Annotated in this window: 12 protein-coding genes; 7 read left to right on the top strand and 5 right to left on the bottom strand. The window is 42.4% G+C overall.

The features are described from left to right. The first annotated feature begins 821 nt into the window (after window positions 1-821). Window positions 822-2,030, top strand: coding sequence for a transglycosylase SLT domain-containing protein (locus PCRYO_RS05725; RefSeq protein WP_011513450.1), 1,209 nt, complete (start codon window positions 822-824; stop codon window positions 2,028-2,030). A gap of 92 nt (window positions 2,031-2,122) precedes the next feature. Here PCRYO_RS05725 and PCRYO_RS05720 read toward each other — a convergent pair whose 3' ends face one another. The 3 genes from PCRYO_RS05720 to PCRYO_RS05710 all read right to left on the bottom strand — a co-directional run bounded on the left by PCRYO_RS05720 (window position 2,123) and on the right by PCRYO_RS05710 (window position 7,515). Then, on the bottom strand, window positions 2,123-5,188 hold the full coding sequence (locus tag PCRYO_RS05720) for a LysM peptidoglycan-binding domain-containing protein (RefSeq protein WP_011513449.1): 3,066 nt from the start codon (window positions 5,186-5,188) through the stop codon (window positions 2,123-2,125). Between the two features lie 175 nt (window positions 5,189-5,363). Then, a complete protein-coding gene (locus PCRYO_RS05715; RefSeq protein ID WP_011513448.1) occupies window positions 5,364-5,858 on the bottom strand; it encodes a hypothetical protein in 495 nt (164 codons plus the stop codon). Window positions 5,859-6,240: 382 nt separating this feature from the next. After that, on the bottom strand, window positions 6,241-7,515 hold the full coding sequence (locus tag PCRYO_RS05710) for a hemolysin family protein (RefSeq protein WP_011513447.1): 1,275 nt from the start codon (window positions 7,513-7,515) through the stop codon (window positions 6,241-6,243). A gap of 502 nt (window positions 7,516-8,017) precedes the next feature. Between PCRYO_RS05710 and yajC the strand changes: the two genes are divergently transcribed. The 6 genes from yajC (at window position 8,018) to PCRYO_RS05680 (ending at window position 14,563) form a co-directional block, all read left to right on the top strand. Further along, window positions 8,018-8,344 carry a preprotein translocase subunit YajC gene (yajC, locus tag PCRYO_RS05705; protein WP_011513446.1) on the top strand — a complete coding sequence of 109 codons (327 nt, stop codon included), beginning with the start codon at window positions 8,018-8,020 and terminating at the stop codon, window positions 8,342-8,344. A 306-nt stretch (window positions 8,345-8,650) separates the two neighbouring features. Further along, window positions 8,651-10,528, top strand: a complete 1,878-nt coding sequence (gene secD, locus PCRYO_RS05700; protein WP_011513445.1) for a protein translocase subunit SecD — start codon at window positions 8,651-8,653, stop codon at window positions 10,526-10,528. A 9-nt stretch (window positions 10,529-10,537) separates the two neighbouring features. Further along, on the top strand, window positions 10,538-11,782 hold the full coding sequence (secF, locus tag PCRYO_RS05695) for a protein translocase subunit SecF (protein ID WP_011513444.1): 1,245 nt from the start codon (window positions 10,538-10,540) through the stop codon (window positions 11,780-11,782). 207 nt (window positions 11,783-11,989) lie between these two features. Further along, window positions 11,990-13,408 (top strand): MATE family efflux transporter, encoded by a 1,419-nt coding sequence (locus PCRYO_RS05690; RefSeq protein WP_011513443.1) that lies wholly within the window; start codon window positions 11,990-11,992, stop codon window positions 13,406-13,408. A 74-nt stretch (window positions 13,409-13,482) separates the two neighbouring features. Continuing rightward, window positions 13,483-14,214: an AzlC family ABC transporter permease gene (locus tag PCRYO_RS05685; protein ID WP_011513442.1), complete on the top strand. Its 732-nt coding sequence runs from the start codon at window positions 13,483-13,485 to the stop codon at window positions 14,212-14,214. Then, on the top strand, window positions 14,204-14,563 hold the full coding sequence (locus tag PCRYO_RS05680; RefSeq protein ID WP_011513441.1) for an AzlD domain-containing protein: 360 nt from the start codon (window positions 14,204-14,206) through the stop codon (window positions 14,561-14,563). Before PCRYO_RS05685 ends, PCRYO_RS05680 begins: the two co-directional genes overlap by 11 nt. Window positions 14,564-14,673: 110 nt before the next feature. On the opposite strand, the gene purF is transcribed toward PCRYO_RS05680, so the two are convergent. Next, window positions 14,674-16,209 (bottom strand): amidophosphoribosyltransferase, encoded by a 1,536-nt coding sequence (gene purF / locus PCRYO_RS05675; RefSeq protein ID WP_011513440.1) that lies wholly within the window; start codon window positions 16,207-16,209, stop codon window positions 14,674-14,676. A gap of 253 nt (window positions 16,210-16,462) precedes the next feature. Beyond that, a complete protein-coding gene (locus tag PCRYO_RS05670; RefSeq protein ID WP_011513439.1) occupies window positions 16,463-16,960 on the bottom strand; it encodes a CvpA family protein in 498 nt (165 codons plus the stop codon). Window positions 16,961-17,042: the final 82 nt, after the last annotated feature.

The following is a 17,042-nucleotide window of genomic DNA, read 5'->3' as shown; positions in this document are numbered from 1 at the left end:
TTTATCGCAATTTTCTTAACCACACTTGAATAATCAGATGAATATCTGCATATTACTATCTGTAGAAAGAATGTCTTGTCATGAGACTCCCCATTATTACAGCTTCCGGTTATGGCACTAAAATGATGATTGAGGTCTAAAATCCTATTATTTTTACTTTTTTAATAGGGATATAAACAGCGATCAATACAATATCACCTCGGCTTATATATTCTTGAGTAAGATGATATTTTCTATTTTAATGTCGCAATAGCGGTACAGCAAACTACCTGATGGTTTTTTAACCATTGGCTTTTATTGATCAGTCTTATTTATCAGACAGATTAACTTGCTTGTCTTTATTGCTGGATAAACGGTATGAGTGACCATTTACTCTTAACATAGTCAGAGTATTTAATTATTCATACCAGCGTAACAACTCTGAGCATATCCTGCTCACGCCACGTTTTTCCAATAATTTATTCATGACCTTACCGATGTTTTAAAGTGTCTTTTAAATAATGTCTTTTAAATAGTTCCAATCATAGCCAAGTCTATCATTGATGAAGGAATCATCTGATTTAGCGCCTTTGCGGTGTTTTGCAGCCTTTTTTTAGCAATCAGGTATTAAAGTGCTTTTTTATGCTCTTACACCCCTTGCTATAAGGTTGCCAGCTGAGACTGTACGGCTATATTTAAACGAGATGTTATGAGATTTATATGCTCAATAAGTATGTAAATTTTATAGTATTTAAAATGCACTGCTATTTATGCTGCTGATATTGGCATAAATGAGCACGTATTTTTATGGTAAGTAGGATGGCTAAAATTAGGAGACATCCATGCAGCGAATTACTTATCGTGCGAAAGCATCTGCGCGAGGGGCTAAACGCCGTATCTCATATATATTGCGTCCATCTAAACGCTTGCTAAACACCGAAAGTAACATCGTTCCAGCTATTGCATCTATCAAAGTCACTCGTTTCGCCAAAACCAAGAAATTGGCGCAAATCTCAAGCATCGCCCTACTTTCACTCCCTGCTGAGAGTTTGACGACCATGAATAACCAAGTACCAGCTTATGACCATGTTATGCTGGAGAAGACCTTGACCATCGCTGCTGTTCCAGGCGATAGCACTTATTTTGCGACCGATGGCTTCCAACATGGCTTTGGTTACGACTTAGTGCGTAACTATGCTGATGAGCTTGGGGTAAAAGTCACTCTCAAAGCTTATGCTGATGAGGAAGCTGCGCTAAGAGCGTTACAGTCAGGCGATGCGGATATGGCATTGACCACGGCCAGCACCCAATTAAAAAGCCAGCTGAATTTGTCTTCTATTAATGTCAGCTGTGGTTATGATGCCAGTTTGACCAAAAATGGCTTGCATCCTAAAGTAAGCTGGACGTTTAATTCTGCCAATGATCCATTGTCACAAAAAGCCAGCTATTTTTTATGTGATAGCATCAAGCTTGATAACACTCAAAAGCTAGCCGCCTTTTATAATCAAGACTTATTAAAAGATGCCTATAGTCAAGACCATTTCAAGACCACACTGACAGAAAAGCTGCCTGATTATCAGTCTTCGTTTGAAGAACAAGCGCGCAACTACAATCATGATTGGGAGCTTTTGGTTGCCATGGGTTATCAAGAGTCGCACTTGGATGCCAATGCAGTCTCTCCGACCGGGGTACGCGGCATTATGATGCTGACTAATAATACGGCAAAGGCAATGGGCGTCTCAGACCGTGTTGACCCTTACCAAAGTATCGGCGGCGGTGCTCGTTACTTAGAGCAAATGAAAACTGATTTTGCCGATGTGCCAAAAACGGATCGTATTTGGTTTGCGCTTGCGGCTTATAATATGGGACCAAACGCTGTTAAAGGTATTCAGCGTAAATTGAGTGCCAAAGGTATCGATGACAAAAGCTGGGCAAACATATATGCCTATCTGTCTGATAATAAAGCGTCAAATAGCCGCTATGGTCAAGCCATGCATTATGTGAGCAATATCAGAAGCTATCTTGAAACAATAAAAACCGCCACGGTTTAATCAGATATTGATAATTGATACTGCCATAAAAAAAGCTGCTCTTTTATAAGAGCAGCTTTTTTATTAACAACATTTATTCAAACATGCACACATTAGCGATTAGGCACCGTTAAGCGTTGACCACGTTGCAGCATGGTATCGACTGCAATGTCATTCATATCCGCAAGCTCTTTGGTTGAAACGTCGTATTTACGTGCCAAACCAATTAAGCTGTCTCCTGAGCCAACCGTATAGCTGACCGTTAATTTCGGCACTTTGATGGTCTGACCACGTTGTAACTGAGCTTTAGTCGAAATATCATTGGTAGCAGCCAAGTCTTCAACTGAAACACCGAAGCGGCGTGCTAAAGCGATGAGTCCATCGCCAGACTGCACCTTATAGCTTTCTGTGTTGCCGAGCTTTTTGCCGCTATTACTGGTAGCTGGCGCGCTATCAGACTTACTATTTGTCTCTGTGCTCACCGAACTACTGCTCTTGCTACTGGCCGCAGCATTGGCACTAGTACTCACGCTACCTTTAGCAGGAATGGTAATCGTGCGACCTAAGATCAAGTTAGAATTGGTCTTGAGATTGTTAGCTGCTGCCAAATCACCCAAGCCAATATTGTAACGCTGAGCAACACCCGTCAAAGTATCGCCTGATTTTACCTTGTAGCTGACTGCCTCATCATTTAGCTGACGATCAACCAATTCTTTTGATACAGGAACTTTAATCGTTTGTCCACGTTGCAAACGCGCCTTAGCATCAAAGTTACTGTTTACGGCAGCAATATCTTCTGCGCTGACCCCAACACTATTAGCAATGCCAATCAAGGTATCCCCTGATTTGACTTTATAATTGCTAGTCGGCACTGAACTTGAACTGCTGGCTTTGGTTGTGGTGTTATTGCTATTAGCAGTGCTCTGTGTAGCAGTAGGCGCACTGTTAGAAGTAAAGTCTACACTGGCAGGTACTTTTAAGGTTTGACCGACGTATAATGAATCTGTCGTACCAATATCATTAAGACTGGCCAATGTCTCAGTCGTTATATTAAATTGGCGTGCAAGTGCAATCAAGCCATCACCTGCTTTTACTTTATAGTTTTTGGTCGCAGTCGATGACTTCTTGGGTTTAGTAGATGGCGCGGCAGGAGTGCTGACTGGTGCTGTTACTTTGCCTGGGATAAGCCATAGTTTCTGACCTCTTAATAAGTCTGCACGGCTGCTCAAATTATTATAACTTGCTAACTGCGTCACTGATAAACCAAAGCGATTGGCAGTACCTATAAGCGTATCGCCACCTTGTACCACATAACTTTCAGGCTGGCTCGCGACAGTGCTGCTGGTAGCGCTCAATGGCTCGATAGTTTTGGCATTATATAGATACAAAGTACTACCAGAGAGTAGCTTGGCACTGGCATCCATCTGATTCCATTCGGCAATATCACGCCAGCTCACACCAGAGCGACTGGCAATATTAACCAAAGTATCACCGCGTTTGACCGTATAAGTGGTACGTGTGCCTTGTGGTTTTGGCTTACTAACTGAGGTTTTTGGGAAGCTCAGTTTCTTCTCTTGTCCCGTGGCTTCTAAGACGGACTGCTGCGTCTGCACGGCAGATAAATTAATATTACCATCGGCGTTAATGACATTGGTTTCAGGCGTATTAATACGAATTTGATTGGCAATAAAATCACGCTCCGCTTTACTTAGCGGCGGCTCTTGAATGATGGTATTGTTTTGAGTGATTTGCGCTGATGTGGTCGGTAAGCTGTTACTACTTTTCAGCTCAGCATTGATTTTTTTGGTCTCTGCTGAGGTTAAAGGTGGCTCTGTACGCACTGAGGCACTGCTGCTATAAACTGAGCTGCTGGTCGTTGATGACGATGGCGGAATATAGCTGGTGGTTTGCTGCGGGACGCTCGCACTGGCAGCATAGTCAGCAAGACCTTTGCCAGTACCGGGTAATGATGAGCTGGTAGTATATGGCCTATTATTATAGCTTGGCGTTGTTGACCCAGAGTAGCTTGGCGTAGTCGTCGTAACAGCATTGCTAGAGGCGAGAATATTACTACTGCCATTACCCCTCAAAGCGCTCAGCTTCACATCAGTGGTCAGACTGACATCATTAGGAATAATAATACGCTGCGGACCTGATGAATCGATACGTGCTGAGGTTAACGCCGTATTTAATCTTTCTAATTCATCGTAGCTAACACCCGTGACTTGCGATACTTCGGCTAAGCTTACGCCATAGTTGACAGGCACACTACGGAAATGCTGACGGTTAGCGATAGCCGGCAAATAGACACCGTATTTTTCAGGTTTGGCAACGATTTCGGCAACTGCCAAAAAGCGTGGTACATAGTTCATGGTTTCAGTCGGTAATCTGAGTGACCAATAGTCGGTAGGTAAACCTTGAGCTCTATTGGCATCAATGGCTTTTTGCACACGACCAGGACCGGCATTATAAGCGGCTAATGCCAGCTCCCAACTACCAAACTGATTGTGCAATGCCGTCAAAAAGTCATAAGCGGCACGTGTTGACTCAATCACATCACGGCGACCATCATATGTACTGCTTTGATTTAGACCATAAATACGTCCCGTACTCGGAATAAACTGCCATAAACCTGCCGCTGCCGCACTACTGGTACCACTTGGATCGTAGGAGCTCTCAATCACAGGCAGCAAAGCCAGCTCGGTTGGGATATTGCGACGCTCTGCCTCTCTTACTGTGTGATAAATATAGCGACTGGCACGCGCTGTTAAACGGTTTAGATAGTCCTGTCTACTGGTAAACCAGCCTTTTTGTGCTTCAATACGCTGATTATAAACCGGCTGTCCACCGTTCATCCGATACCCAGCACGCAGGCGATTCCACAAGTCACCATATTGTTGAATAGCAAGTTTGTTGCCCTCAACCATAGTCATATCAGTGGCTTCCAATAAATCAGCAAGCTCATCTAAGCTTTCAGCATCCAAAAATGCAGTCGAATAATCTGCATTTCCCGTTGGCTGAACTTGCGTGGTAGGACGCTTAACCACAGCTGTGCTGCCAGTCGCCCCCGTCTTTTTCACCGCTGATGTATTACTACACGCACTGATAAGAAGAGTTGACACCGCAAGCGTCAATGGTAAAGCTATAAATGAGCGATAGTTTGATGACACAGTAGACATGATAATGGAAGTTTCCTAACAACGAGAAGTGATGAAATAAAGTTGATCGACAGTATAGTACGCAATATCAAATAAAGACCAGCTCAATATAAAAGATAATGCACAAAAATTAATGTGCCCTATCATTGATGGCTAAAGGTTCTGCTCATTAGCTGACTTTATTATTGAACGAAGACTAATTAATCGTAACTTGGGATACAGCACGCAGAAGTATGGCGTCACCAGTAGACAAAGCCAGTGTCACTCTTGAAGTAGTAACAAAGGAGACCTTTTGACCATCTTTGACCCAGCTTTCATTGGTCGTTACATTGGCTTTTGCTTGTTCACCTGAAATTACAATGTTATCAACATTGATGTCATAGCGATAGTTTGAGGTATTGCCCCAGCTATTTTGCAGCAATTTTAAATAAGCCTCTTTATCCAAACTGGTAGACTTGCCTTTTCTTGACAACGAAATCAATGCCTCATCAGAAACCAAACGCGCCACCTGATTAATATTTCGATTATTAGCGGCAGACTTCATAGCAGTCGCGTAGTTTTGTACCAAGGCTTCAGTCATGGTTGCTGCTTGCGCAGTGATAGTTATGGTGCTGACAGCAGCAACGATTGCCGCCAAGCTGGCACCTTTTATCAATAGAGCCAATAACCCTTTTCCCCATAGTTGTTTCATGATATTCCTTAATGGTGGCTTTATAATCATTACTATTGAACGACAATGAAATAGCTACGATTTAATTATAGAGTGCTATTTATATCTAATAAATCTTATACCCTAAACTTTTAACTACTGACGAACTAGTATCTTCAATCGATGCAGTAATTAACGAGTATTTCTATTGATAGGCATTTCTAACAAGTGCTTTTATATTAGATTTCTAGCAGCCTCTTATTAGGATACTTTTAGCCTATCACTCAATTCTCACAGCCATGTGACACCCTGTGTAATTATTGCGACTACTTCAGTAAAGTATGCTTTTTGAATAAATGAGCTATTTTATAAAAAGCATACGATAAATTATCAGTAGTTTACGCAATAAAAACTGATTAAGTTTTTACTGCTTACTGTCAGCCGTATAGTCTTCGTAATGCTCATCATCACTTAGCTTCATACCCAAGCGCTCGACACGTCTGTCCATCATTTGCCGTGCCAATGCTTGCATGTCTTCAACGCGATCTATCTCATCGACAATCTCAAGACCTAAGAGAGTTTCGAACACATCTTCTAGAGTAACTAAACCTTTGACTTCGCCATACTCACCAACCGTAATAGCAATATGGATACGGTTTTTGAGCATCAGCTCTAGTAGATCAAATAACTTCATTTTTGAGAATACAAAAGTGATATCTCGTTTAAACTGCGTCAATGGTCTATCGACAGCATGATTCACCTTTGCTAATAGCATGTCCGTCTTCAACACAAAACCTGTAATATTGTCCAAATCGCCATCATAAATTGGCAATCTTGAGAATGTCAGCTTTGGGCGATCAACCAATAATTCTGCAACGGTTTTATTTTCTTCAAACGCCAGCATCACTGAACGCGGTGTCATTATATCTTCGACTTTAATAGCGCCAAATGCCAATAGGTTACGGATGATACGTGACTCTAATGGGTCGATCTGTCCTGCTTCTTCACCAATACTGGCAAGCGCGGCAAACTCACGACGGCTAAACGCCTGCGGCTCTTTACCGCGTACAAGCAGCTTGGTGAACTTCTCTGATATCCAAATAAGTGGATACAGCAGCAATATAATACCGCGGACAAAATAAGCAACAACGCCACCTAGTTGTCGCCAGTATATTGTTCCGAGCGTTTTTGGCATGATTTCCGACAAAAACAAAATCGCCAATGTCATGATTGCAGAAAACAGACCAAACCAGGCACTACCAAATACAATCGTTGCCTGCGCACCAGCACCGATAGAGCCTAAGGTATGCGCCACTGTATTTAGCGTCAAGATAGCTGCCAAAGACTGATCGATATTATCAACCTTTAAGCTTTTTAGCATATTTGCTTTTTTTGGATTGGTTTCTTGAATGTCAGCAATATATGACGGGGTCATACTGAGCAATGCAGCCTCTGCCAACGAACAGATAAATGAGATACCAATCGCTACTACCACAAATAAGATGAGCAGTAGTATGCTACTGGCACTTGGGTCTGCCAAAGCTTCAGCCGCCCAAACCGTTTGCGGCAGTAACGTTATCCCGAATAATACCAACAATGATTTGATACTCAAGCGAGTATCGCCGCGCATCGTCGGGGGAGGTTTGGCAGAGGCGTCTTTACGACAAGCACGCGAACGATGTAAACGAGGTACAGACATAAAAGAGGTGAACAAGTTAGGTAACCTAAACAAAGAAGTAAAAGGAAGTCACAATATATCATGAGCAGAGGCAAGCAGATAGAAAATATTATCTGATATGGTCTGGATCTTTGATATATAAATGAGCACATATCGCTCAGCACAATGGCTTAAATCTTACTGTAAAAACTGGCGACTATTTGCTTTCGATAGTAGCATTGATGCGCTTATTTCACAATAAATCGCTATATATTTCAATAATCACGATACATTTGCGAATGAGAGAAATACGGGTTTCGCTTGATGGCATGTTAACTATTTACTATTGGGCTTGTTTTATAAGTCAATGGATTCTATATAATGTAGACAGTTTAAAAAGTAAGATAGACAAAATAATGCGCTATCAACATGCCTTTAGCTTAAGAAAAACATATCCAGCTTATGATTAACAGTTACCAAGTCTGGTATTTTTTGCTACTATGCGTCTAAATTAATTGTTATCTATAACTTGTCGAGAGAAACTATGTTGTTATTTATCCAAGCCGCTCATGCTGCTGAAACTGCCGGTGCGGCATCACTGTTCGGTCAAATCTTATTACCAGTTGCTTTTTTTGCTATTTTTTACTTTTTGGTGATTCGTCCACAATCAAAACGTACTAAAGAGCATCGCGCTATGGTAAGTGCTTTGACAGTCGGCAGTGAAATCATATTTGCTGGTGGTTTGATGGGTCGTATCAAACATTTGGAAGGCGATTATGCAGTGGTAAGCTTAAATAATAATACAGATATCAAAGTACAACGTGCTTCTGTTATTTCAGTATTGCCAGCTGGTACTATCGAAAGCGTTTAAACGTCATTGACATCTTTGATAATTGATATATGTGATCGTTAAAATTAGTCAGCACGATAATGACTGGCTATTACTGTATCAGTATCAATTAACAGTTGTAATGATTATAAAATGACCGTACATTATTTACGGTCATTTTTGGCTTTACCGTTTTATGCTTTATTATCATCGCGGATGATCACAGTGGTGCACTATTCATGGCTTCTATGACAGCTAAATAAGCACCTCACCATTGTTATCGCTAACTTCCCATCTGCTAACTTGTGGCCTGCGTCGCCAGTAGTTTATCAACCTAAAGAAGTGATTATGCAATATCCCGCTTGGAAATACCTACTCATCACCGTCGTACTTATCATTGCCGGTCTATACGCTGCTCCTAACTTATATCCTGACGAACCTGCCGTACAGATTACCAGTGCTGCAGCAGGCACACAGTTGTCTGATGGCATTTTAACGCAGTCACAAGACTTGTTAAAAGAAGCTGGCTTGAACTACCATGATGGTACGTTCAAAGGTAACAGTGCATTGGTACGTCTTGACAATCCAGTCGATCAGCTCAAAGCTCAGGAAGTATTGAGAAAAAACTTGGGTGAGAACTATGTAGTCGCACTGAACTTAGCGCAGACAACGCCGCAGTGGTTGCGTGATATCGGCGCAAAGCCCATGAAACTTGGTCTTGATTTGCGTGGCGGCGTTCGTTTCGTCTTAGAAGTTGATATGGACAAGGCGCTCGAACAACGTCTGACCAGTGCCAGTCGCGATATTCGACGAGATCTAAGAGCTGAGCGCATTGCTGTCAAAGGTATCAAAAACGACAAGCGTAGCGTGGTATTGCATTTTTCCGATACAGACACTCGTAACCGTGCCCAAAACGTTTTGCAAAGCTCAATGGGTAATACCTTTGCCCTGCAATCTTCTATTGATGAGCAAGGCCCTGCCCTGATTTTGGCGTATAACGATGCAACGCTTGATGAAATCAACAGCTATGCGGTCAATCAAAACTTGACTACCCTACGCAATCGTATTGCTGAACTTGGGGTAACAGAAGCCTTGGTACAATCACAAGGTGCTAGCCGTATCGTCGTTGAGCTACCAGGTGTACAAGATACCGCTGAGGCAAAACGCGTCCTTGGTCGTACGGCCAATCTTGAATTCCGTATGGTCGCTGAAGGTGCCGAAAACTATACAGGCGGTATTCCACCTGCCGGTACTGAAGCGTTCCCATTTGAAACCCTTGATGGTCCGCCAGTATTATTAGAGCGCCAAGCGATTGTCACTGGTGATAAAGTTACCAATGCTCAAACCGGTATTGATGAAAGTGGCTCACCTGAGGTTAGTATCACCTTAGACAGTGCTGGTGGTAAGCTGATGCAGAATGCTACCCGTACAGCGGTTGGCAAACAAATGGCAGTATTGTTTATTGAAAATAAACAGCGCATCGCTTATGAAGAAGACCCAGTTACTGGCGAAACGACTGAAGTTCGGACGCCATATGCTGAAACAAAAGTCATTAACCGTGCCAATATCCAAGCAGTACTAGGCTCATCTTTCCGTATCACTGGTCTGGATAGTAGTGCTGAAGCCGCTGAGCTTGCATTGTTACTACGCTCAGGCGCGTTAGCGGCACCGATGTATTTTGTTGAAGAGCGCACCATTGGTCCATCACTGGGTCAGGAAAATATCGATAAAGGCTTATTCTCTACGCAGGTTGGTTACTTACTAGTCTTTGCATTTATGATTATCTTCTATCGTCTGTTTGGTGTGATTGCCAATATTGCTCTAGCATTCAACGTTATTATTATTATCTCTATTATGTCCATCTTAGGCTCATCACTGACGCTACCGGGTATCGCTGGTATTGTATTGACCATTGGTATGGCGGTCGATGCCAACGTGCTGATTTTTGAGCGTATTCGCGAGGAAATAGCTAATGGAGTCAGACCGAAATCGGCTATCGTGGCAGGTTTTGATCGTGCTTATAGTAGTATTTTCGATGCCAATATCACAACCTTACTGGTCGCCTTTATCTTATTTGCGATTGGTACAGGTCCGATTAAAGGCTTTGCGATTACTTTAGCCATTGGTATTGTCAGCTCGCTGTTTACGGCAATTTTAGTAACCCGTGCACTGATACAAATTGCTTATGGTAAGCGTAAATCTATCAAACGTCTGAGCATCGGTTAGGAGAAAACTATGGCAATCGATAATAACAATCCTCTAGAAAAACAGAACAATCCAGAACCCAACGGCTCAAATAGTGAAGCAAGTGGGCGTGGGCGTAAAAAACCGCGCCGTGATGGCAAAGGTAGCAATACCCAAACCAATAACGCCACTGCTAAGAAATCAGCCAGTAAAACTCAGCGTACTGGCAAAGGCGCTAATAAAGACAGTCAAGTATTCGCGACTACTGCTCTTGATCCTAGCTTAGCATTAGGTGATGCCGCTGAAGATGCTGCTGCCTATGCCGAAGGGGGTATCAAAGCCGTCGGTGATCAGCGTATCATCCCTTTTATGAAGCTAGAAAAGCCAATGGGCATTTTATCAATCATTTTGGTGATTGGTAGTATCATTGCAATTGCGGTCAATGGCTTGAACCTTGGTCTTGATTTTACCGGTGGCGTGTCAGCAGATGTGCGCTATGAGCAATCCGTTGAGCAAGGTGATGTGGTTACTGCGTTGGCAGATAATGGCTTTGATGATGCAGTCGTGCAGTACCTAGGCACCTCGCAAGAGCTGCTAATACGTTTGCCGCCTCAATCTGATAACATTGATGGTCTTAACAACAGCTTGAGCGAAGCGTTAGCGCTACCTAATAACGATGTTGAAATCAGCAACGTGAATATTATCGGTAGTCAAGTTGGTAACGAGATCTATTTAAGCTCAGTCATGTCAATTGTGCTTGCACTAGCGTGTATGCTGGGATATGTCGCCCTGCGCTTTCAGTTCAAACTGGCACTTGGCGCGGTATTGTCCTTGTTCCATGATGCTATCGTGACCATCGGTGTCTTTGCCTTATTTGGCTTCCCATTCGATTTAACAGTACTAGCAGCCATCTTGGCATTGATTGGTTATTCATTGAACGATACCATCGTTGTCTATGACCGTATCCGTGAAAATTTCCGCCGTGTCCGCGGGATCAGTCCGCGTCAAACCATTGATTTGTCATTAACAGAGACACTACGCCGTACGATTATGACTATCTCAACCGTGCTATTAGTGGTATTAGCAATGCTGTTCTTGGGCGGTGATGGCTTATTCTGGTTCTCAGCGGCACTGTTTATTGGTTTACTTGCTGGTACTTATTCCTCTACCTATATTGCAAGCTCGATTCCTCTAGCGATGGGTCTGTCACGTGATGACTTTATCGTCAAAGTAAAACCTGAGTTTGAAGAAGAAATCGTGACTTTCAATGATCCAAAGATGTTTGAACAAGATTGATAATGGCACCCCTGCTCACTTGGTAAATTCTCTATTAAGTGAGTAGATAAGCGTGATCATGAAAAAAGCACCTAGACTCTAGGTGCTTTTGTTTATGTATAATGGTCAAAATCAAATCAATACCTAAAAATTTTAGCGCTGCTATAAGTTATTATCCTTAGCACTACCTATGAGCATTCTTAATCTGCCTATCTAAGCGATTGCCTTATGTCATCTATGCTACCGCCACGTCCTATGCCGTCTATTGATACTCGCTATGCACGTATTATCGCTATTGCATTGCCAGTATTATTGGCAAATCTTGCAATGCCACTCCAAAGCGTCATTGATACGGCGATTATTGGCAATATGAATGATACGGCAAAACTTGCTGGTATCGGGCTTGCAGTACAACTGCTATCACTATTGCTCGTCAGTTTTAACTTTTTGCAATATGCTTCATCTGGACTTTCGGCACAGGCGCTAGGACAGCTGGCTAATAAAAATACCGCTCATAACGATACTCTAAAGAATAATCCTAGTCAGCAATCACCGCTGTTGTCCATCTTGCAACGCGCTTTGGTTTTGGCATTTATGATTGGTGCCGTTTTACTACTGGTAAAACCTTGGCTCATTGATTTTGGTCTACAAGCGCTTGCCGCCAATCCTGATAGCGGCGATGCAGCAAAGACCTATTTAAATGTGCGCTTTTGGGGTGTGATTGCTGAGCTAATGAACTTTGCTTTTATTGGCTGGTTTGCAGGTCAAGGCAAGACCCGTTATATGCTATATCAACAAGGTTTTATCGCTATACTCAATATCATTCTGACACTATTTTTTGTTTTTGCAATGGATATGGGCTTGGTCGGTGTTGCATTGGGTACAGCGATTGCGTTTTGGTTGGGCGTAGTATTGGCATTATGGTTAAGTCGTCTACATTTGAAAATCTCTTGGCAGGCGTTATTTACTGCTGATCCGCAGCATTTTAATAAAGATAAGATGCTTAGGCTATTTTCATTAAATAAAGATATTTTTATTCGTACGCTTATTTTAACATTAAGCTTTGCTTGGATTACTCGACTCTCTGCTCAAAGCGGTGACGTCATACTCGCTGCCAATGCTATTTTATTACAAGTATTGAGCATCTCAGCCTTTGCCCTTGACGGGGTGGCAGTCTCTGCTGAGACGTTAAGTGGACAAGCAGCAGGTCGACGAGATTGGTCACGCTTTCGCATTATCGTGAAACGTACCGGCATCGTCAGCTACGGTCTTGCTATTCTGCTAAGTGCAATATGGTGGCTTGCCATGCCCACATATTTACAGTTTATGACCAATATCGAACCTGTTTTTACGCTTGCTTATGACTATCATTTATATGCTGTCCTGTTACCACTTGTCGGGGTTGGTGCTTACTGGTTAGATGGGATATTTTTTGGTTTAACAGCAGGTAGCATTATTCGCAATGCAGCCCTTATATTAGCGGCTATCTTTTTCCCATTGAGTTGGTTGCTTTATCAGCAGTGGGCTATGACGGGCATCTGGCTCAGCGTATGGTGTTTATTGTTGCTAAGAATGCTGATACTTGCTGGATTTTTATACCATGCTCATCAAACTAGCAGCTATGAAAAACTCCAACTTGACCATTGACCGATTGCCATTACACTATTAAGCTCCCTTTAAAATTTAATAATAAACAAGAATGGTAAAAACTAGGATGTGACGTGAATACTCAATCAAATGAGATCAATCAAACTCAGATACAGGGCTATGACTGGGGAGAAGGCTTTAAAAAAAGCTTACCAGTCGCCATGGGTTATTTGCCAGCGGGCATCGCCTTTGGTGTGCTTGCGCAAGTTGCTGGTATACCAGTATGGGCAACGATTATGCTCAGCGTGGTGTTGTATGCGGGTGCCGCTCAATATGCCTGCCTACCAATGTTAAGTGCTGGATTACCGATTGGCAATATCGCAACCAATATTGCTGCTATTAACTTGCGTCATGTTTTTTATGGCATGCCGTTATTACAATATCTGCCAAAGAACAAAATAGCCAAGACTTATTGCTTGTTTGCTCTAACTGACGAAACTTTTTCGGTGATGACCAGTTTGCCGAATGAATCACGACAAGCATTGATAGTGCCCATAAGCTTATTCAATCAAAGCTGGTGGGTATTAGCAGGTGCGATTGGTGTAATGATCGGTAGTGCACTCAGTGATTTGGTGCCACATTTAGACTTTGCCTTGGTCTGTCTGTTTGCGATTTTAGCTTATGAGCAATTCCAAAGTATCAAACGTTATTTCCCTATTATTATTGCTGTCATTGCTTTAGTCATCGCCTCTTTTTTTACCAGTAACTGGTTATTATTGGTAGCGATTACGATTTGTATGCTTATGATTTTAGTCCGTGGAGTTTGGGTGCAGCGCAGTGTGCAAGGAGGCAATAATGAGCAGTAGTTATCTGATTTTTGCAACGTTCGCGATGGCCGCAGTGACTTTTATTACCCGCGCTCTACCCGCTTTAATACCCAAAAAGCTACTGGATACGCCTTGGCTGCATCGATTAAATGAAAGTTTACCGCTATCGGTCATGGTACTGCTTATTTTGACCAGCTTGTCTTATCAAGGTTTGTCACAAAATATCGATATCAGTAGCGCAGAAGTACATTTATTAATGGCACAAATAGGCGCTTTATTATTGGTATTGTTTGTCTATCATATTAGCCGTCAATTACTGGTCAGCATGGTGGTCGGTATCACTGCAATTAATGGCTTTTTATGGTTGTTCAAGGCTTTTTTAATTTAAAGAATCACTCTTAAAACTATATATTTTGACAATAAATTTAATAGCAAAAAGGCTGAATTCATTGAGAATCCAGCCTTTTTTAATTACTTTATTTTAAGATATAAAGAGGCTTAAAGTTCTTCTACACCCATCATATCTACTGGCGTATCAGCGACTATTTGTAGCCCTTTTTTACCCTTTTTAGCAGTGTCGTTACGCTGCTCTTGCAGATGCTCAAGATACGCTTCATTGATTTGACCAGTGATGTAGCAGCCATTAAATACGGCACAATCAAAACCTTCAACTTTACTATGCTTAGTGTCTTTGACCGCTTCAATCAAATCGTCCAAATCTTGGAAAATTAAGCGGTCAGCACCGATGATATCACGCACTTCTTCAACGCTATGTCCTGACGCAATAAGTTCGCTACGCACTGGCATATCAATACCATAGACATTTGGATACTTAACCGGTGGCGCTGCACTGGCAAAGAATACCTTGCGCGCGCCTGCATCGCGTGCCATTTGGATAATCTCATGGCAGGTTGTACCGCGGACGATTGAATCGTCAACCAAGAGTACGTTTTTACCTTTAAACTCTAATGGTACCGCACTAAGCTTTTGACGCACTGACTTTTTGCGCTGCTGCTGACCTGGCATGATAAAGGTGCGACCGATATAGCGGTTTTTCATAAACCCTTCACGGTACTTGATATTCATCTTTAGCGCTAGCTCCATCGCTGAGGTACGCGAGGTATCAGGAATAGGAATGACCACATCGATATCATGATCTTCACCCCATTCAGCAAGGATTTTATCGGCCAGTTTTTCACCCATACGTAGGCGTGATTTATAAACGGAGATATTGTCCATAATAGAATCTGGACGGGCAAAATACACATATTCAAAGATACAAGGTGTATATTCTTTTTGCTCAACGCACTGATGCGTATGTAATTTATGGTCTAAATCAATAAATATAGCTTCGCCGGGCTTAACATCACGAACAATACTAAAACCTGAACCGGTCAAAGCAACCGATTCTGATGCTACCATGTACTCTGTGCCGCCATTGGCAGCCATGCGCTTACCAAAGATGAGCGGACGAATACCGTTTGGATCACGAAATGCTAGCAAACCATGACCAGTAATCAAAGCGACTACGCCATAAGCGCCTTCAACACGACCATAAACCGCTGTCACTGCTTCAAAGATGTCAGCAGGCGTTGGATGGGTTTTGCCTAGATTTTGCATTTCATGTGCCAGCACATTGAGCAAAACCTCAGAATCTGAGTCGGTATTTAGATGACGACGATCTTCTTGATAAAGCGACTTCGCCAAGCTCTCAGCATTGGTCAAGTTACCATTATGTGCCAGCGTGATACCGTAAGGCGAGTTGACATAAAAAGGCTGCGCTTCAGCACTGCTTGACGTGCCAGCAGTCGGATAACGCACATGACCGATACCGAATTTACCGACCAGCTTTAACATATGGCGATTCATAAAAACGTCACGTACCATGCCGTTTTCTTTGCGTAAATATAAACGTCCATCCTGTAAAGTCACAATACCTGCCGCATCTTGCCCACGGTGCTGCAACATGGTTAAGGCATCATACAAAATTTGGTTGACCGGCTCATGAGCTGCGACCCCAACGACTCCACACATAGTTGTATCCTATTTTGAATTTGAACCACACATTAAAAACACAATAACGGCATTACTACTGATAAAATCGCTTTAGTTTGTGACCTATCATATGCCGCCAAGCTGATGATGTTTGCTAAGATTAAAATCTTTTTAAGAAGAGAATGATCTATGACACAAACGGTTGATGATTAAGCTAATAATTAAGCAGTGATAATTGATGGATGGTATTTTACGAATATTAGATGCGGTTGAATAGCTTTTTATTCAACCCTTATGATTGATTGACCTGATCCCAAGCCATCCCAAACATATCTGAGACGAGCGCTTTACCGACAGGTGCATAAGGTAACAGCTCAGGTGCCAGTACGGATGTCTGCCACTGCGGCATTTGTACCAATAGTGGCGCACTAATGCTAAGAATCACTAAAACCATCAGCACATTTTTAGCAGCACCTAATAGGCCACCTGCCATCTTATCAAGTACACCCAAACGTAAGGTTTTTAAGACACCTGAAAAGACAAAAGCAACCAAGTGCATGATAGCCAATATCGCAATCACTACCAATAAAAAAGCAGCAGCCATCTGTAAAACAGGGTTCTGGATGATACTCGATAACTGCGGTGCTACGGAAGCGGCCAATCGACTTGCTGCAATAAGAGCGATAAACCAACCAACCAAACCAACTGCCGTCTTAATCAGACCCACTTGAAAGCCGCGCCATAAGCCTATTAGCACCACAACAGCAATCACAATGTCTAAACCACTCATGTATACTGCCTCGTTACTTTATATCTTTTGTATCAGGTGTTGAATTAAGTATTAGATAACAAGCCTTCATACTTTTAATCTA

The sequence above is a fragment of the Psychrobacter cryohalolentis K5 genome, assembly GCF_000013905.1.
Lineage (GTDB): Bacteria > Pseudomonadota > Gammaproteobacteria > Pseudomonadales > Moraxellaceae > Psychrobacter > Psychrobacter cryohalolentis.
Note: the sequence above shows the minus strand (reverse complement) of the source record. Positions and strands in the feature narration are given on the sequence as shown.